This window comes from Flavobacterium panacis, from assembly GCF_024649945.1.
In the GTDB taxonomy this organism is placed as follows: Bacteria; Bacteroidota; Bacteroidia; order Flavobacteriales; family Flavobacteriaceae; genus Flavobacterium; species Flavobacterium panacis.
On the sequence record NZ_JANKMS010000001.1, the window covers coordinates 148,751 to 167,005 of the forward strand.

Below are 18,255 nucleotides of genomic sequence, written 5' to 3' on the forward strand. Positions count from 1 at the left end.
ATAAATAATTATACCTTAAAAAAAAATATTTTTCCTACATTCGTTGGATAACCTTAAAAATAAAAAAATGAATACTATTGAAGTTACATTACTTAACACTGGCTTACCATGTTTTATTAAAAAAGATGAAATAAGCGCATTTTATCATTTTAAAAGTATTGTAGATGGCTACGACGTAGATAGCTGTGTTATATCACTTAAAAGCGGAATAAATTTTACTACTCTTCAAAATTTCGATTCAATAAAAAAAGCACTTTTAGGAGAGTAATAATTAAAAAACAAAAGCCTTTGTAAATTAATACAAAGGCTTATCTATTATATAATCATTACAGTATTGTCGAGCGATATAATTACCCGTTTTTCGATTGTAAATATTAATGTAGTGATAATCAAATCCGACATTTTTACACCAATTATGCAAGTAAAATATTGATTTACAAAACTCAATTTTTATAGGTCTTATACTTTTATCCTTATTAAAGATTGTACAGCTGTATGGCGTTGGAGTAGTATTAGCCATAAATATTGCTGATTTGCAACTCTATTCCATAAAGAAGATTCTTAATCTTAAAACCTCCGTTTACACAAACAAACGTCGAAATATCAAATTCTCCTTTTTTAATAATACTCGTACCTGCTTCAATATAATTCACATAAGACCAAAATTCATTAGTTCTTATATCTGTAAATATAAAAATGCTAAGACCATACGGGTAAGGATTAGTTGTAGTCATTTTTACATAAAAATCTCCAAACTGAACAATACTACCATTGTTCTGAACTGGAAAAGACGTAACTAAATCATAGCCATTTCTAATATAATTTGGATTATCTCCCTGAAATTCTAAGTTATCAATATGAGTACCATTTCTATAAGTATCATAAAAGGCTGTATAGAATTTATTATCAGATTGAATTGTACCAAGTTTTAGCAAAGAATAAACTCTAGCATCATAAGCATAACCTGACCCCTGAGAAAATCTACCATCTAAACGAAATTGAGGTAATTTATACTCTTTTAAATATCTTAATGGCTTCTTTTGAAAATCACTAAAATTTGAAATTTGAATACTCGAACCTGCAGAGTAAGGAACTCCAAGGAATATTTCTGTAAAAGCAGTAGCAAAATGATTTTCAGGAATAACATTTAAATCGACGTTACCTAAATCATTAATAACTGATAGCATAGCCAAACTATCATAGTTATTAAAATAAACGCCATTCACACGTTTATTGTCGATGAAAAGCGACAATATGAAAAATGGTGTTTGAATATCTTTTACAGCGTAACCCTGTTCATCATAATACGGAATTTCCTTTACTTTAACTGCGTATGTATCATCAATATATTGTATATAATTCATGTCGTTTTAATTGAATAAAGGAACTTTTTTTAAGTCCGAGGTTGATAAATATTTTTTTAAATCAGCCTTTAAATCACGGCGTGTAATGACATAATAACAGCCGATTACTAAAGGAACAGTTGTAACTTGCTTCACTTTCAATAACTCGTTAATAGTCTCTCTCTCATTTTCGAAATTAGACATTGGCTCAGTTATCCAAGTGTACCAAGGAGAATCTTTCGTTTGCTTATTTGTTCCTAACCAAACCGCCAAAGATTCTGCTATATCATGAACTTCTTTACGAGGTGTAATTTTGTTCAATTCAATTTCCTTTGTCATTGGGTTCGAAACTGCAATTCTTAAATCCTTTTCCGCATCTTCCAAAGCTTTTTCCTCAGCATCTTGCGTGAATTTAGCATACCATTTTTTCAATAATGGATAACACACAATGATACCAACAACTAAAAGCCAGTATTTTTGCAGAAAATCAAAGAGCCAAACAGTATTGGCTTGGCTCTTTGTTCTATTAATTATCTCTCTTTGAGCCATAATTATTTCTTCTTAAATAATTTATAAGCTAAGAATCCTGCTAAAGCAACTAATACAACATTTGCAATAGTTTTATTGTTTGCGTAAAAAAGTTTGATTTTATCTAACATCTTGTTTAAATTTTTGAATTAATAATTTTATCGTTTTGGGCGTTTGTTTAGACTGTAACGCTGTAAACAGTATAAAAAAAAAGTAGCACGGGAATAATCAAATAATTGAACTTGAATTTCTTCTTAGCCGTTACGGTAACGCTTGCAAGATTGTAATCTCCCATAATGTCAATGGCATCTTGAATGTCTGAATCGTAAATCAAATTGTGATCGGGTGCGCATTCATGTTTAATAATTGCACGTGCAATCACTAAGTAAAATTTTGCATCTACGATTTTAATTGTTTGGTCAGGGTCTAAACCGACAGCTTTTGAGATAACCTCAATATACTTTTGGGTATCATTTTCGAATGGCGGAGCATATTCAGTTATAAGCTTTCTTACGGTATTTTTACCTTTATCAATATCATTTGTCAAATCTCGCAACATAGCACGAATACCGTATTTTACTTCTGTAAACTGTTCAAAATGTTTGTCTGTATTTTGAGCATTTGGTATTTTTCCCTGCCATGCTATATTTGTCAAAACCAAGTTACCCGGATTATTATTTCGAATACCTCGTGTTAATTCTTTTCTACCTAAATAACTACTCATTTTCTTCGATAGTTAAAGGTTTGGCAGGTGTTTGCGGTTCATCTTTTCCAAAATCTAGCTTGCTTAATTCATCCGATACAACCTGAATACCTTTTAAAATAGCGGTTACAACCGCACCATATTTTACGATAATACCAATTATCGAAACAATTCCTTTCAAATTTTTCATGACTTATTTTGTTTTAATTGTTTTCTTTTTTCTAAATGCTCTTTGAGTAAATCGACCCCCTCATGAAGTATAAGAGGGAGGAACTTTAATATGAACCTAAACATTAGTTCGAACGAATAAATGTACCTGCATAACCTCCGTTTTTCGCACGTGGATTAATTACAAATGCCATACTGTCAATTACGACTTTACCGCCATTTTTCTGCATTGTACCCCAGTGAAATGATTGAACACCAGTTTTAGTGTTTGTAAAAGTGCATGCTACAGAACCAAACCAACCTTTTTCAGAAAGATTTGATTTATTTGTAGTTACACATTTAATTGCAATCAATTCTCCTTTAGACAATCTCCAACCTGTTGTTAAATGCTGTTCAACACCTTTATTCGGACCAGTAACAGGCATGTAAGTAGTGTACTTTGCACCTGAATGCTTTACCTTTTGTTGGTTATTGTTATTATTGTTGTAATTCTGATTATTAGAATTTTTTCTATTTTGTGCCATTACTTTATAATGTGTTTAATTAATAATATGATTTCAGCCAGTTTTTTTACTATGATTACTGCCGAATCTATCAGAAATACAATAAGATAGATTCGATAGTAATTTTTCGGCTTGCTATCTTTTTCTAGCAACTCTTCTTCCTGAATTATTGCGGTCACGTCTTAAAAACCAAATCAATGCAATAAGACCAGCGACAGCACCTAAAACAATTTTCCAGTTTCTTTGAAACCAAACCTTAATAGTTGAACTTACGACAGTAGCACCAACCTGACCAGAACCCTGAACAAAACCAGTACTTAAACCGTCATTAATCCCAGTTGTTACGGCTTTTGCAAAAATCTGAGAACCTGCATTCGCTACAGCACCAACCGCTTGACTTGCCGTATTTAAAGCCATCTGTTTATTGTATTCTTCCTCAGCCTGCTTATTCGCTTTTTTTGCTTCGTGAGCATCTTGCAAATTCTGCGAAATGTTTTGAACAGTTCCACCAACGAAAGGAATAGCACCCATAATAGGAGTAGCGACCTTTACCAAATTTTTGAACGAAACGTTTTTCTTAATCGCTGTTCCAATTTTTTTGAAAAATCCCATAGCTTACACAGTTTTTAAACATCTTACGACGAAATTAATAATTGAGCCTTGCGACTTATTGATTTCAATACCAACCACAGCCACTAAAGGCAAGGTTAATCTATCCGTTAAGCCTTGTAAAACTTTCCCATCTGCAAGAACAGCTTGAATAGGGTCAATATCACGGCTTAATGTTTGCAATTCAAAAGGAAGGTATTTAACTACCTGACCGTTTGAATACTGGTAAGACAAATCACTTACTGAATCGTCAACAGTCATGACAGCCAAATCAAATCCCTGAACATCAATTTTTTTGTTGAACTCCTCAGAAGCAACAGATTTTTGTTCAAAAAAGAATAAATTGTTTGTTTGCTGTGGCTCTTCGATTCCGTGTAAATCGTAGCGTTTACCTGCAATTAAATCTTCAAGAGTAATTTTAATACTCTCTTTATCTGCAAGATAAATTGAACCTTCGTCTGCTAATTCACATAATGCAATCAAAGCATTATCTTCATCGGACTGTGTATTTTCAGTTCCATAGGTACTTGCTAAAATGAAATCTTTAAGCAAAACTTTATTTGCTAAAATGACATTCGAGCCGTTTCCACGTTCAATGTAAATACTAATTTTTTCAGTAGTTAAACCTGATAACGGCACATCACTTGAAAGAATTAAAGCACCGATTGCTTTTGTTACTTGAAGTTCTGGCGATTTTGTAACGCCTGTAATAGTTGCAATTTTCATTTGTTATAAATTTTATTTGTTTAAATTTCTTTCACAAAGGTTATTGCAACTATTATTTGACGTTCCCTAAAATTCCCTATAATTCCACAATTTTCCCTAATTTTCCCTATAATATGCCGTACTTAATTAGGTCTTGTACAGTTAAATAACTCCTTTTTAATTCTAAGGAATCGAGTATAACTTGATACTCTTTGCAAGCAGTTTTATAACTTAATTCAAGAATATGCATTAACTGGGTTTTAGTTACTTTTTGGCTTGTATTCTGTGTTTTCATGGCTTATAAAAATAAAAGTTGATGTTCGTGGAATAATTCAGAATCAAACTCATTTACTATTTTTTCCTTTGTTCTAAATTCGTGCAGATAGAAATGTAATTTGTTTTGAAACCAAACAATAAGTTGGTTTTCAGTAGTCATGTCCATATCTTGAAGTAAAAGATTTAGAGCGACGATATAAGATATATCCTGATTGTTTGCGTAATACTCTCTAAATAAAGATTTTGCAAGACGTTTTTTAATTGTTGTCGAAGAAAGAACAACCTTTTTTAAACGATTGATTACAGGATTGAATTTGGTAATTTGGGACTGTAAAAAATCAAAATCAAAAAGAGTAATAAGCTTTTCTTTATTGATTTGACTTTTGCCAGTATTCTCACGAAGTTCAAAAAAACCTTTATTAGCGATTTTCAATAACTCATAAAGATTTGCTTTATCAAAAACACCCCAAGTCATTGCTTGACTGATATTTACATTTCCTTTTGAATGTTCGTTAAGACCTCTAAAAAATGCTGAATTTAACTGATATTCAAAACGCCAAACATTGTCGTTTTTCAAACCATTATTTGCATAATATTCATTTATGTATGGCTTTTCGGTCAGCTGTAAAGACAGCGTTTTGTTATAGCATCGTATTATTTTATCAGATGTTCTTTTCCCAATTTGGAAGCCATTAAGTATTGATTTCCCTTTGTAGGTTTCAAAATAGCTTTGTAAATTTTTTGGACGCCCCGAAATAAGGTAGTTACCTGCAACCACATTACTATATAAATTACGGTAAGAATTGTTGATATCAGACTTGTCAAGGCATATATCCAGTCTATTAATAGACTTAAATAAGTAGTTCGTTTCATCGCAAAAAGCATTTATGACACCTTTTAAAGCGTCGTTAGATAATGTGTAAAATAGATTGTTTTCAAATTGAAGCTGAGCAAATTGTTCGCTCATAATCGCTGAGCGTGGTCTTGCTGTGTAAATACCGATTTTTAAATCCTCATAATATAAATCTGCTCTTAGCTCAAAAATCTTAGTTCCATATTCGTAAGGTTTTAAGCGAAACTTTGAATGTTCAGGAAATTCTCCAAACGGTTGACCCTCTAAATTGATAATTAAGTAGTCTATATTTATAAGAGTAGGTTTTAAATTATTGTTTTTGAATTTAGTTTGGGCTTGATGCCTTTCTTTATATGAAATCATTGTTTTTAGTAGGTTTTGAGTGAGTTAGTTGCCGTTATACCCTACGGCAACTATTGAAAAATCGAAAGGGGAGTAGCAAAAAATTAATTTTCCGAATCCTGCCAAAGTGAATAATGATTTTTTGGTAAATCATTTATCGTAAATTCTTTCTTTGAAATTGCTTCAGTTATTTTCTTTTCAACTTCAAAAAATTTCTGCTTATAATTTGAAATCTGAGAATTAAAAAAAACATTTATCTGCTGACCAATATTTTTAATTTCTCTAATCGTAAAATCATGCTGATATTTTAAACCAAGTAAATCGACAGTCTCTACAGGATTTTTTGAATATTCATTTAAATCATGATTTAATCCAGCTAATTCCAAAAGCAAATTTTCTCGTTTTTGGATTAAAAGTAAAATTGTTGACATATATTAAGGTATTAGAAGATTATGTTTAAGAAGTTTTGAAATCAGCGTTTTCTGAGAATTGCAATAAAAAATAAATTCGTGAACACAAAAAGATTGAGTTACTATAAAGCAATCCGTACAAACTCTAATTGTAATTCCTATATTTGAACCACGGATTCTTAGAAATAATGTTTGGAACTTTAAGTGTGATGTTTTGCAAAATGGGCGCATCTTTTTCAAGAATGTTTTTGCATTGAAATTTGTGTGACGCATTTTAGCTAATTCTACAAGTAAGAGTGTGTAATTCTCTAAAGAAGATCGTTTTAAGGCCATGTGGTAATTGTTAATATGTTATACCACAAATGAACTATAATTTATATTATGTAAAATAGAATATTTAAGAAAACTGCCTACCATACATTATAGAACTTTTTATTTTGCATCGGATTGTTTTCAATTATACAATTACTAAAGCTCCATTCTTGTAATAAACGACAATTTTATTTTTGAAAAACGAAATATTCAAACCTCGTATAAATCCGCTGTATGATTTTAAATTTTATTTTTTTTAAAATATGGCAAAATTTCAATCTTAATATATTGCATGAAACTTCAAAACGAATCCAATTATATTAGATTTCAAATCAATCATAAATCTCCTGTATGGATTTTATTTAAAAAATTTTCAAATATCGCAAAATTAGCTTGCGGATAATTGACTGTTTATTTTGCCATAAATGAAAAATTATTTTTTTGAAAACAGAAATTATCAAATTTTAGTCATATAAAAACTTTTTAAAGTCCCATAGCCATTATCTTTTAACATTTATTTAAAATAATTAGATTCTATCAAAGAACTTTCATTGTAAGACTTTATTTTATTATTTTTACATTCGATACTTTAAAAATAAATTATCACACGTATGAATACAGTTGCTGAACATATTGCAGATTTTTTAAAAGAATACAAACCATTTGATAATTTAACTTTTCAGGAATTATCAGATATTGCTACGAATATTCGTGTCATTAATTTAGAAAAACATGCGGTATTATTTCAAAATAACGATCCGCTTCATGATAGTTTTTATGTTGTAGCTTCTGGTGTTATCAATCTGACTACTATAGCAGATGCTGAAGAAACGATTATAAACAAATGTCACGAAGGCGATATTTTTGGTTTACGCCCGTTTTTTGCCAAAAACAACTATATGATGACGGCTAAAGCACGTGAAGAAAGTATTATTTATGCTATTCCAATCGCTGTATTTAGACCTTTTGTGGCTAATAATTCAGACGTTTTAAACTTTTTATTGGAAAGTTTTGCTGTAAACTCACGTCATACAAAAGACAGCGTTAGTTCTAATGGTAAACTAATTTCTGATACTGATTTCTTAGATCAGCAATCAGAAATGCAATATATTCAATCTCTTAACTATAATAATTCGCCTTTAACTACACAGGCAACTTCCATTATAAAAGATGTAGCTATTTTAATGACAGATTCTATGGTAGACAATATCATAATCTGCGAAAAGAATCATCCGATTGGTATTGTTACCAATGCCGATTTGTCATCAAAAATTGCAACAGGACGTTACCCTATTACCGAAACCATTGACAAAATCATGTCGTCACCGGTTGTTACAGTTTTAGAAAACGTTTCGCTTGCTGAAGCGCAATTACTTATGCTGAAACATAATGTAACTCATTTATGCGTTACTAAAGACGGCACAAGTAAATCTGTAGTAAAAGGAATTATTTCTGAGCATGATCTTATTGTAGCTCAAGCCAGTAACCCTGGTGTATTAATTAAAGAAATTAAACGTTCACAGCTTCCAAAAGATTTAAAACAGATTCGTGATCGTTTATCAGATTTGATTCAGAATTCGATTCAAAAAAATATTCCGATTTCACACGTTAGCAATATCGCTAGTGAAATTAATTTAGCAATCATTAAACGTGCTGTAGAGCTTTCTATTTTAGATTTAGGCTCCCCTCCTGCTCGTTTTGCATGGTTAAGTATTGGAAGTCAAGGGCGTAAAGAACAACTTTTACTTACAGATCAGGACAGTATCTTAATTTTTGAAGATGTTACGCCTGAGAAATACAGAGAAGTAAAAGATTATTTCTTGAGACTTGCAAAAAGAACTACTTCTATATTAGAAAAAGTAGGCTACGACTATTGTCCAAATGGTCACATGGGAAGCAATATGTTGTGGTGTAAATCACTGAGTGACTGGACAAAACAATACAACAGCTGGATGAATACTCCAGGTGAAAACAGTAACGATTTGAGCAGTATTTTCTTTGATTATGAAATTGTTTTTGGAGAACCAAAAATTGAAGAAGCAATAGAAAATGTAATTTTCAAGAATGCTGTAAACAATACTCTATTTTTTGATTTCTTAGGAAATGATGCTTTAAAAAGAAATTCTCCATTAAGCTTCTTTAAGAAATTTATCGTCGAAGAAGATGGTCCGCATAAAGATAAATTCGATATAAAAACTCGCGCTTTAATGCCTTTGATTGACAGTGCTCGTTTATTAATCCTAAATGCAAACATCAAAGGTGTTCAAAATACTTATTTAAGATTTAAGCAGTTAGCAATTACAGATTCCAAAAATGCAGAAATTTATTTAAGCTGTGCAGAAGCTTTCTTGACACTTTCTAAATTTAGAACTGTAGAAGGTTTAAAAAACGACGACTCTGGTCAATATATTAATTTAAGAGAAATGTCTAAAACCGATAAAGAGAAATTAAAAAATGCTTTAGCCCCAATGAAAGACCTTGAGGAACTAATTAAGAGTAAATTTCAATTGACACAATTCTCATAATATGCTAGACTGGCTTAAAAATATCAATAAAGATTATCCAGAATTCTGGAAAGACTATTTAACTAAATTCGAAACTAAACCTAATAGATTTGTTGTTTTATCAACTGAAACATCTGGTTTGAATCCGGATAAGGATGTTATATTGTCACTTGGCGCATTTTCAGTCATTGACAACAGCATCGTGATCAAAGAAAGTTTTGAAACGGTTTTATTGCAATACAAGTATCTACAAGATAACGGACTTTCTAATGAATTTATCATCGAAAGCAAAATGATGAAAATGCCGGAACCTGATGCATTGGAAGCTTTGGTGAATTTTATCGGAAATTCTATTCTGGTTGGACATCACATTAATTTTGATGTCGAAATGCTAAACGCCGCCTTGGAACGTTTGGATTGTGGACGTCTTAAAAATGAAGCTTTAGATGTTGATGTAATGTACAGAAAACTTACCGATATAAATGACAAACAGTTTTCGTTAGATGATTTATGCGAAATTTATAAAATTCCAAAAAGTGACAGAAATTCTTCTTCTGAAGACGCATACAGAATCGGTCTTTTATTTTTAAAATTGAAATCAAGATTAGGAATTAAATAAATTTTAGAAATTCCAATTTCAAAGTACCAAATTCCAATATTCTATAAAAAAAAATGCCTCTTAAATTTTAAGAGGCATTTTTTATTATCTATATCTTAATTAAGAAATTCTTTCTTTTATAATTTCTTCAACAATTTCTGGATTTAGTAAAGTTGAAGTATCTCCAAAACTAGAAAAATCTCCTTCAGCTATTTTACGTAAAATTCTACGCATAATTTTTCCTGAACGTGTTTTAGGCAAACCAGAAACGAACTGGATTTTATCTAATTTAGCAATTGGCCCAATGTGATCTGCGATATATTGGTTAATCTCTTTAGTCAAGTTAGTTCTATCTCTAACTTCACCAGTTTCTTTTAGAATAACAAATCCGTATAAAGCATTTCCTTTAATATCGTGAGGGAAACCAACAATTGCAGATTCCGCTACAGCCGGGTGTTCGTTAATCGCATCTTCAATTGGCGCAGTTCCTAAATTGTGTCCAGAAACAATCACAACATCATCAACTCTACCTGTAATTCTGTAGTATCCAACTTCATCTCTTAAAGCTCCGTCGCCTGTAAAATATTTTCCAGGGAAAGCAGAGAAATAAGTTTCTTTGTAACGATCGTGATTGTTCCAAATTGTTCTAGCGATTCCAGGCCAAGGAAATTTAATACACAAACTTCCAACTACTTGGTTTCCTTCAATTTCATTTCTTTTTTCATCCATTAAAACTGGCTGAATTCCTGGTAAAGGCAAAGTTGCATAGGTAGGTTTTGTTGGCGTAACAAAAGAAATTGGAGAAATCATAATTCCACCTGTTTCTGTCTGCCACCAAGTATCAACAACTGGACATCTCTTATCTCCTACGTGGTCATTGAACCAGTGCCAAGCTTCTTCGTTGATTGGTTCTCCAACAGATCCAATAACTTTAAGTGATTTAAGAGGATATTTTTGAATATAATCTAAACTTTCTTTTGCTAACGAACGGATTGCCGTTGGCGCAGTATAGAATTGTGTAATTTTATGTTTTTCGATAATTTCCCAAAAACGGCTAAAATCTGGATAAGAAGGAACTCCTTCAAAAATTACAGTTGTAGCTCCGTTCAATAATGGTCCATATAAAATATAAGAGTGACCTGTAATCCATCCAATATCTGCTGTACACCAGAAAATGTCATTATCTTCATAACTGAAAACATTTTTAAAAGTATACGCTGTGTAAACCATGTAACCAGCAGTAGTATGAACCATACCTTTTGGTTTTCCAGTTGATCCAGAAGTATATAGAATAAACAAAGGATCTTCAGCATCCATAATTTCAGCAACACTATTGTCTAATGCAGCGTCTAATAATGGCTGTAACCAAACATCACGACCTTCTTTCATTTTTACCTCAGTATTAGTTCTTTTAGCCACTAAAACTTTTGATACAGATGGACAAGTTTCTAAGGCTTCATCAACAATTCCTTTTAAGTCAATTGTTTTATTTCCTCTATAACCACCATCAGAAGTAATTACCATTTTACATTCGCAATCGTTGATTCTCGCAGTTACAGCAGAAGCAGAAAATCCAGCAAATACAACAGAGTGAATTGCTCCAATTCTAGCACAAGCTAAAACAGCAACAGCTAATTCTGGAATCATTGGTAAATAAATACAAACTCTGTCTCCTTTGCGAACACCTTGATCGCGAAGAACGTTTGCCATTTTTGAAACTCTTTCGTATAATTCGTTATACGTTATATGTAAAGCTTCTTCAGAAGGATCGTTTGGTTCAAAAATAATTGCCGTTTTATCTCCTCTTTTGCTTAAGTGTCTATCGATACAATTTTTGGTAATATTGACTTTAGCTTCTGTAAACCATTTTACTTCGGCTTCAGCCATATTGAAATCAACTACTTTTTCCCACTGTTGGTACCATGTGAAATTTTCTTCGGCTATTTTTCCCCAAAATTTTCTTGGCTCTCTTATTGACTTATTGTAATGCTTGAAATATTGTTCTAAATTTTCAATTTTGTAATAGCTCATCTGTTAACTGGAATTTTTTATAAATGTATTAAATCTGAATGTATTCTTAAAACAATTTAATTCATAAATTTTATCAAAAAAAAGCATTTAGTTAATAAAATATGATAATTATTTGCATTTGTTTCAATTTTTTATTTTCTAAAACAAATTAAAAGAAAAAAAGGCATAATAAAATAGAATATTATGCCTTTTTAATTTAACAAATTTCAATAACAATTAATCTTGTAAACTGCTTTACAATACTTTTCTCTATTTTGAAAATAGCAGCATCATTATTAATTAAAACAGAAATTTCAACAAGTATATTTTATTAAATATACCCCATTATTAGGGATCAGCTTCACTTAACTTGTTCTCACAGAAAAGTTAAGTGAGCAATATGCATCTATATCTATTATCTTTAATAAGTGCTTACTAATTCAAAATATTACAAATCATTGATACAGTGCAAAACCCGCAAAATCCAATTTTGCGGGAATTCCCAATTTCTTAATTATCCAATTTTTTTCATTGCTGTCATAGACTCTCTCAACCAAGCTCCTACTTCTTCGATAGGATGTTGACGGATTTCTCTATTTACAGCGATCAATACTGCATTATCAACTGCATTTGAAGTTGAAAATGGTTTTCCGATGATATTAGTTTCTACTTTTTTCATGAATTCAGTCAATAAAGGCTTACATGCATGATCAAATAAATAACATCCGTACTCAGCAGTATCAGAAATTACACGGTTCATTTCGAATAATTTCTTTCTAGCGATTGTGTTTGCAATTAACGGTAATTCGTGTAATGACTCATAGTAAGCTGATTCTTCGATAATTCCAGCTTCAGTCATAGTTTCGAAAGCTAACTCAACACCAGCTTTAACCATTGCAATCATTAATACTCCATTATCAAAATATTCTTGTTCTGAGATTGGAGCTTCTTGTGGAGCTGTTTTCTCGAAGTTAGTTTCTCCTGTTGCAGCTCTCCATTTCAATAAGTTAACATCGTCATTTGCCCAGTCAGCCATCATAGTGCTAGAGAATTCTCCAGAAATGATATCGTCTTGGTGTTTTTGGAATAATGGACGCATAATATCTTTCAATTCTTCAGCCAATTCGTAAGCTTCGATTTTTGAAGGGTTGTTCAAACGATCCATCATATTTGTGATACCACCGTGTTTCAAAGCCTCAGTAATAGTTTCCCATCCAAATTGGATTAATTTTGAAGCATAAGCAGCATCGATTCCTTTTTCAACCATTTTATCAAAACATAAAATAGATCCAGTCTGCAATAAACCACAAAGAATAGTTTGCTCACCCATTAAATCTGATTTTACTTCAGCTACGAAAGATGATCTTAAAACTCCAGCTCTGTGACCTCCAGTTGCTACAGCGTAAGCTTTTGCTTGATCTAAACCAAAACCGTTTGGATCATTTTCTGGGTGAACAGCGATAAGAGTTGGAACTCCAAATCCTCTTTTGTATTCTTCACGAACCTCAGATCCTGGACATTTAGGAGCGCACATAATTACTGTGATGTCTTTACGAACTTGCATTCCTTCTTCTACAATATTAAATCCGTGAGAATAAGATAAAGTAGAACCTTGTTTCATTAATGGCATAATAGCAGTTACCACAGCTGTATGTTGTTTGTCTGGTGTAAGGTTACAAACTAAGTCTGCAGTTGGAATCAATTCTTCGTAAGTTCCCACTTTGAAACCATTTTCAGTAGCATTTTTGAAAGAAGCTCTCTTTTCAGCAATTGCATCTGCACGTAATGCATAAGAAATATCTAAACCAGAATCTCTCATGTTTAATCCTTGATTCAAACCTTGTGCTCCACAACCAACAATTACAACTTTTTTTCCAGCTAATGCTGCAATTCCGTCTGCAAATTCTGATTGCTCCATAAATTCGCAAACTCCTAATTGTTCTAATTGTAATCTAAGTGGTAATGTATTGAAATAATTTGCCATTTTTGTTTTAATATTTAATGAAATGAAATTTAATAATTGATATATATAACTAAGATTTTATTATTTAAAGGTTTCTAACAAAGCTGAAATCTCCATTTTTTGTTTTGAAACCGAAATTCTTCCAGAACGTACAAACTGCATAATTCCGTATGGTTTGAATTTTTCGTATAATTCTTCAATTTCAGAACGTCTTCCTGATTTTGAAATCACAAAGAAATCACGAGAAACTGTTACAATTGTTGACTGGCTTTCTTTGATGATATTCTGAATTTGTTTTTCGTCGAATAACAAACTTGAAGCGATTTTGAATAAAGCATTTTCTAAGAAAATCGTTTCTTCATCTGTGTGATAAAATGCTTTTATAACTTCAATTTGTTTCTCAATTTGTCCTACAATATTCTGAACCCATTTCTCTGTAGTATTTACTACAATGATAAATCTTGAAACATTCTCTATTTCTGATTCAGAAACATTTAGACTTAATATGTTAATGTGACGCTTTAAGAATATTCCAGATATTCTATTCAACAATCCCACATTATTTTCTGAGTATACCGATATGGTAAATGTTTTATCTTCCATTTTGTTTTTTAGTTTTATTTGTTTCAATCCCGATAGCTATCGAGACTGAAACATGAAACTTCTTTTTAGCTTAATCTAATTTCTGAAACGCAAGCTCCGGTTGGAATCATTGGGAATACATTATTCTCCTTTTCCACCATGACTTCCAAGAAGTAAGAATCTTTAGAAGCTAACATTTCTGCTACCGCTGCATCTAAATCTTCACGTTGTGTTACTTTTTTAGATTTAATATGATACCCTTCTGCAATGGCAACAAAATTTGGATTGATCATTTTTGTTGATGCATAACGGTTGTCAAAGAACAATTCCTGCCATTGACGTACCATTCCTAAAAATTCATTATTTAAAATAACAATCTTAACAGGAACCTGAGTTTGGAAAATCGTTCCCAATTCCTGAATTGTCATTTGGAATCCACCATCACCAATAATCGCTACAACTTCGCGTTCTGGTTTTCCCATTTTTGCTCCAATTGCCGCTGGAAGTGCAAATCCCATTGTTCCTAAACCTCCAGAAGTAATATTACTTTTAGTTGAGTTGAATTTTGCATAACGGCAAGCAAACATTTGGTGCTGTCCAACATCTGTTACGATAATTGCATCACCTTTTGAATGTTTATTAATCATTTCAACAGTTTCTCCCATTGAAATTCCTTTACCATTCGTTGGATTTAATTCTTCTTTAATAACTGAATTGAATTCAATTTCTCTTAGAGCTTTAAATTCGTTAAGCCATAAATCGTGAGATTTTGCCTCTAATAACGGTAATAAAGCCGCTAAAGATTCTTTAACATCGCCTAAAACAGCTATTTCAGTCTTAACGTTTTTATCAATTTCTGCAGGATCAATTTCGAAATGAATAACTTTTGCTTGTTTTGCATAAGTGTTTAAGTTTCCTGTAACACGGTCGTCAAAACGCATTCCGAAAGCAATTAAAACATCACATTCGTTAGTCAATAAATTAGGCGCATAATTTCCGTGCATTCCTAACATCCCTACATTTAATGGGTGATCTGTCGGTAAAGCTGAAAGTCCTAAAATGGTCCATGCAGACGGAATTCCAGATTTTTCTATTACTGCTTTGAATTCTGCTTCTGCTTGACCTAAAATAATTCCTTGTCCAAAAACGATTAAAGGTTTTTTCGCAGAATTAATCAAAGCTGCCGCTTCAGATACTTTATCTAAATTCAATTTCGGAACTGGAACATAACTTCTAATTCCAGTACATTTTTCATAACTAAAATCAAACTCGTCAAACTGAGCATTTTTAGTAATATCAATCAATACAGGTCCTGGACGTCCAGAACGAGCAATATAAAATGCTTTTGCAATAATTTCTGGAATTTGAGAAGCTTCTGTTACCTGAAAATTCCATTTTGTAACTGGAGTTGAAATTCCGATAATATCAGTTTCTTGAAATGCATCAGAACCTAATAAATGTCTTCCAACTTGTCCTGTAATACAAACCATTGGAGTTGAATCAATCTGAGCATCAGCGATTCCTGTAACTAAATTAGTTGCTCCTGGTCCAGAAGTAGCAATTGCCACCCCTACTTTTCCTGTAGCTCTCGCATAACCTTGAGCTGCATGTGTTGCACCTTGTTCGTGACGTACTAAAACGTGGTGTAATTGATCTTGAAATTTGTATAATTCATCGTAAACTGGCATGATTGCTCCACCTGGATAACCATAAATTAAGTCTACTCCTTCTGCTAATAAACATCTTATAACGGCTTCTGCCCCTGATATTCTCATAGTATATTGTTTTTTCAATATCAAAAATCAATTTCAAAATTCAATGGCAATGGTAAATTTCAATTTCAATTATAAATTTTAAATTGAATTTTTATTTATTGCTATTTGATTTTTGCTATTGTCATTGCTATTGATTTTTGATATTGTTATTTTAAAATTAATTATCGGTAACGCAACCTGTTGATGCACTAGAAACCGATTTAGCGTATTTAAGTAAAACCCCTCTGTCAACTTTTAATTTCGGCTGAATCCAAGCCGCTTTTCTAGCTGCAAATTCTTCGTCAGATATCTTCAGGTCGATAGTATTTTTTACTGCATCGATAGCGATTAAATCTCCATCTTTTACTAGCGCAATACCTCCACCGTCATATGCTTCTGGTGTAACGTGTCCTACCACGAAACCGTGCGAACCGCCCGAGAATCTACCGTCTGTAATTAGTGCACAGCTGCTTCCTAATCCAGCACCGATAATGGCAGATGTAGGTTTTAGCATTTCAGGCATTCCCGGACCACCTTTTGGTCCACAACCTCTAATGACGACTACATTACCTGGTTTAATTTTTCCGGCTTGAAGACCTGGAATTACTTCAAATTCACCTTCAAATACAACAGCTGGTCCTTCGAAATATTCTCCTTCTTTTCCACTGATTTTTGCTACAGCACCTTCAGAAGCAAGATTTCCGTATAAAACCTGAATATTTCCTGTTGGTTTTAATGCTTTTTGAATTTCGTGAATCACTTCTTGTCCGTCTTGTAAATCTGGAGTCGAAGCTAAGTTTTCAGCAACTGTTTTTCCTGTTACAGTTAAACAATCTCCGTGGATTAATCCCACTTTCAATAAATATTTCATTACTGCAGGAATACCTCCTACTTCGTGAATATCTTCCATCATGTATTTACCACTTGGTTTCATATCAGCAAGAACTGGAGTTCTATCATTAATTGCTTGAAAATCATCCAAAGTGATTGTGATTCCAACTGAATGTGCCATTGCAATTAAGTGCATAACTGCATTTGTAGAACCACCTAAAACTGCTACAATTGTAATAGCATTTTCAAAAGCCTTACGAGTCATAATGTCTCTTGGCTTGATATCTTTTTCTAATAATATTTTGATTGCTTTTCCAGCTTCTAGACATTCGTCTCTCTTTTCTTGACTTAATGCTGGATTAGAAGAACTATAAGGCAAACTCATTCCTAATGCTTCAATAGCAGAAGACATTGTATTTGCAGTATACATACCACCACAAGCACCAGCACCTGGACAAGCATTTTGAATTACACCTTTAAAATCTTCTGGAGTGATTTCGCCTTTTACCTTTTTTCCTAAAGCTTCAAAAGCAGAAACGATATTTAAAGATTCTCCTTTCCATTTTCCAGAGTGAATGGAACCTCCGTAAATCATCATTGATGGACGGTTTAATCTTCCCATTGCGATTAATGCTCCAGGCATATTTTTATCACAACCAGGAATTGCGATGATACTATCGTACCACTGCGCTCCCGCAACTGTTTCAATAGAATCTGCAATAACATCACGAGAAACTAATGAATAACGCATTCCTTCAGTTCCGTTAGAAATACCGTCACTGACACCAATGGTATTAAAAATAAGTCCGACAAGATCTGCATCCCAAACACCTTTTTTAACATCTTTTGCTAAATCGTTCAAGTGCATGTTGCAAGTGTTACCATCGTAACCCATGCTCACAATTCCAACTTGTGCTTTCTTTAAATCTTCTTCAGTTAAACCAATTCCGTACAACATTGCTTGCGCCGCAGGCTGTGTTTGATCTTGAGTGATGGTCTTGCTGTACTTATTTAATTCCATTATTGCTTATTTTATTTTTTTTAATTTTTTATTCAAAAAAAAACCTTCCAGTATTTGGAAGGTTTCTAATATAGTTTTTCAATTATATTTATAACATTCCCGATGCAGATGTGTGAATCACATTGACAACAACGACAGAAGTAATAATAATTGAGATTTGCATCGCTTATTTTTTTAGTGTTACAAAAGTATAGAAACTTTAGCAACTAAAAAAATAAAATCTCAACATTTCAAACACTT

General features: G+C 32.3%; 17 protein-coding genes. 3 read left to right on the forward strand and 14 right to left on the reverse strand.

All coding sequences use genetic code 11. The features are described 5' to 3' along the window. Positions 1-67 precede the first annotated feature (67 nt). A complete protein-coding gene (locus NQQ59_RS00770) occupies positions 68-268 on the forward strand; it encodes a hypothetical protein (protein WP_257698033.1) in 201 nt (66 codons plus the stop codon). A 244-nt stretch (positions 269-512) separates the two neighbouring features. On the opposite strand, the gene NQQ59_RS00775 is transcribed toward NQQ59_RS00770, so the two are convergent. From NQQ59_RS00775 to NQQ59_RS00815, 9 genes are all read right to left on the reverse strand, one after another. Beyond that, complete coding sequence (locus NQQ59_RS00775; protein ID WP_257698034.1) at positions 513-1,364, reverse strand: hypothetical protein; 852 nt, start codon at positions 1,362-1,364, stop codon at positions 513-515. A 6-nt stretch (positions 1,365-1,370) separates the two neighbouring features. Then, positions 1,371-1,892, reverse strand: coding sequence for a hypothetical protein (locus tag NQQ59_RS00780; protein WP_057117983.1), 522 nt, complete (start codon positions 1,890-1,892; stop codon positions 1,371-1,373). 157 nt (positions 1,893-2,049) lie between these two features. Next, on the reverse strand, positions 2,050-2,595 hold the full coding sequence (locus tag NQQ59_RS00785) for a hypothetical protein (RefSeq protein WP_057117984.1): 546 nt from the start codon (positions 2,593-2,595) through the stop codon (positions 2,050-2,052). Next, the gene (locus NQQ59_RS00790) at positions 2,588-2,764 is read right to left on the reverse strand and encodes a hypothetical protein (RefSeq protein ID WP_257698035.1); all 177 of its coding nucleotides are present in this window, start codon (positions 2,762-2,764) and stop codon (positions 2,588-2,590) included. The genes NQQ59_RS00785 and NQQ59_RS00790 overlap by 8 nt, the downstream gene beginning before the upstream one ends. Before the next feature lie 103 nt (positions 2,765-2,867). Next, complete coding sequence (locus NQQ59_RS00795; protein WP_057117985.1) at positions 2,868-3,266, reverse strand: hypothetical protein; 399 nt, start codon at positions 3,264-3,266, stop codon at positions 2,868-2,870. A 114-nt stretch (positions 3,267-3,380) separates the two neighbouring features. Beyond that, positions 3,381-3,857 (reverse strand): hypothetical protein, encoded by a 477-nt coding sequence (locus NQQ59_RS00800; RefSeq protein ID WP_057117986.1) that lies wholly within the window; start codon positions 3,855-3,857, stop codon positions 3,381-3,383. A 3-nt stretch (positions 3,858-3,860) separates the two neighbouring features. Continuing rightward, complete coding sequence (locus NQQ59_RS00805) at positions 3,861-4,580, reverse strand: hypothetical protein (protein WP_057117987.1); 720 nt, start codon at positions 4,578-4,580, stop codon at positions 3,861-3,863. A gap of 277 nt (positions 4,581-4,857) precedes the next feature. After that, on the reverse strand, positions 4,858-6,051 hold the full coding sequence (locus NQQ59_RS00810) for a hypothetical protein (RefSeq protein ID WP_257698036.1): 1,194 nt from the start codon (positions 6,049-6,051) through the stop codon (positions 4,858-4,860). A gap of 83 nt (positions 6,052-6,134) precedes the next feature. Next, positions 6,135-6,461: a hypothetical protein gene (locus NQQ59_RS00815; protein WP_257698037.1), complete on the reverse strand. Its 327-nt coding sequence runs from the start codon at positions 6,459-6,461 to the stop codon at positions 6,135-6,137. Between the two features lie 902 nt (positions 6,462-7,363). Here NQQ59_RS00815 and NQQ59_RS00820 point away from each other — a divergent pair. Further along, positions 7,364-9,277 (forward strand): DUF294 nucleotidyltransferase-like domain-containing protein, encoded by a 1,914-nt coding sequence (locus NQQ59_RS00820; protein WP_144212761.1) that lies wholly within the window; start codon positions 7,364-7,366, stop codon positions 9,275-9,277. A 1-nt stretch (position 9,278) separates the two neighbouring features. Beyond that, on the forward strand, positions 9,279-9,875 hold the full coding sequence (locus NQQ59_RS00825; RefSeq protein ID WP_144212763.1) for a 3'-5' exonuclease: 597 nt from the start codon (positions 9,279-9,281) through the stop codon (positions 9,873-9,875). A 99-nt stretch (positions 9,876-9,974) separates the two neighbouring features. On the opposite strand, the gene acs is transcribed toward NQQ59_RS00825, so the two are convergent. The 5 genes from acs to ilvD form a co-directional block, all read right to left on the reverse strand. Continuing rightward, complete coding sequence (acs, locus tag NQQ59_RS00830) at positions 9,975-11,885, reverse strand: acetate--CoA ligase (protein ID WP_144212765.1); 1,911 nt, start codon at positions 11,883-11,885, stop codon at positions 9,975-9,977. 493 nt (positions 11,886-12,378) lie between these two features. Then, complete coding sequence (gene ilvC / locus NQQ59_RS00835; protein ID WP_144212767.1) at positions 12,379-13,848, reverse strand: ketol-acid reductoisomerase; 1,470 nt, start codon at positions 13,846-13,848, stop codon at positions 12,379-12,381. Between the two features lie 60 nt (positions 13,849-13,908). Beyond that, positions 13,909-14,430 carry an acetolactate synthase small subunit gene (ilvN, locus tag NQQ59_RS00840; protein WP_144212769.1) on the reverse strand — a complete coding sequence of 174 codons (522 nt, stop codon included), beginning with the start codon at positions 14,428-14,430 and terminating at the stop codon, positions 13,909-13,911. A 65-nt stretch (positions 14,431-14,495) separates the two neighbouring features. Next, on the reverse strand, positions 14,496-16,184 hold the full coding sequence (gene ilvB, locus NQQ59_RS00845) for a biosynthetic-type acetolactate synthase large subunit (protein WP_144212771.1): 1,689 nt from the start codon (positions 16,182-16,184) through the stop codon (positions 14,496-14,498). A 157-nt stretch (positions 16,185-16,341) separates the two neighbouring features. After that, positions 16,342-18,015 (reverse strand): dihydroxy-acid dehydratase, encoded by a 1,674-nt coding sequence (gene ilvD, locus NQQ59_RS00850; protein ID WP_144212773.1) that lies wholly within the window; start codon positions 18,013-18,015, stop codon positions 16,342-16,344. Positions 18,016-18,255 lie beyond the last annotated feature (240 nt).

Excerpts from the sequence above, each read along its gene's own strand:
- NQQ59_RS00795 (WP_057117985.1), bottom strand. The coding sequence starts at position 3,266 with ATGGCACAAAATAGAAAAAATTCTAATAATCAGAATTACAACAATAAT.
- NQQ59_RS00780 (WP_057117983.1), bottom strand. The coding sequence starts at position 1,892 with ATGGCTCAAAGAGAGATAATTAATAGAACAAAGAGCCAAGCCAATACT.
- NQQ59_RS00790 (WP_257698035.1), bottom strand. The coding sequence starts at position 2,764 with ATGAAAAATTTGAAAGGAATTGTTTCGATAATTGGTATTATCGTAAAA.
- NQQ59_RS00815 (WP_257698037.1), bottom strand. The coding sequence starts at position 6,461 with ATGTCAACAATTTTACTTTTAATCCAAAAACGAGAAAATTTGCTTTTG.
- ilvD (WP_144212773.1), bottom strand. The coding sequence starts at position 18,015 with ATGGAATTAAATAAGTACAGCAAGACCATCACTCAAGATCAAACACAG.
- NQQ59_RS00820 (WP_144212761.1), top strand. The coding sequence starts at position 7,364 with ATGAATACAGTTGCTGAACATATTGCAGATTTTTTAAAAGAATACAAA.
- ilvB (WP_144212771.1), bottom strand. The coding sequence starts at position 16,184 with ATGAGAATATCAGGGGCAGAAGCCGTTATAAGATGTTTATTAGCAGAA.
- NQQ59_RS00775 (WP_257698034.1), bottom strand. The coding sequence starts at position 1,364 with ATGAATTATATACAATATATTGATGATACATACGCAGTTAAAGTAAAG.
- ilvC (WP_144212767.1), bottom strand. The coding sequence starts at position 13,848 with ATGGCAAATTATTTCAATACATTACCACTTAGATTACAATTAGAACAA.
- NQQ59_RS00785 (WP_057117984.1), bottom strand. The coding sequence starts at position 2,595 with ATGAGTAGTTATTTAGGTAGAAAAGAATTAACACGAGGTATTCGAAAT.
- NQQ59_RS00800 (WP_057117986.1), bottom strand. The coding sequence starts at position 3,857 with ATGGGATTTTTCAAAAAAATTGGAACAGCGATTAAGAAAAACGTTTCG.
- NQQ59_RS00770 (WP_257698033.1), top strand. The coding sequence starts at position 68 with ATGAATACTATTGAAGTTACATTACTTAACACTGGCTTACCATGTTTT.
- NQQ59_RS00825 (WP_144212763.1), top strand. The coding sequence starts at position 9,279 with ATGCTAGACTGGCTTAAAAATATCAATAAAGATTATCCAGAATTCTGG.
- ilvN (WP_144212769.1), bottom strand. The coding sequence starts at position 14,430 with ATGGAAGATAAAACATTTACCATATCGGTATACTCAGAAAATAATGTG.
- NQQ59_RS00805 (WP_057117987.1), bottom strand. The coding sequence starts at position 4,580 with ATGAAAATTGCAACTATTACAGGCGTTACAAAATCGCCAGAACTTCAA.
- acs (WP_144212765.1), bottom strand. The coding sequence starts at position 11,885 with ATGAGCTATTACAAAATTGAAAATTTAGAACAATATTTCAAGCATTAC.
- NQQ59_RS00810 (WP_257698036.1), bottom strand. The coding sequence starts at position 6,051 with ATGATTTCATATAAAGAAAGGCATCAAGCCCAAACTAAATTCAAAAAC.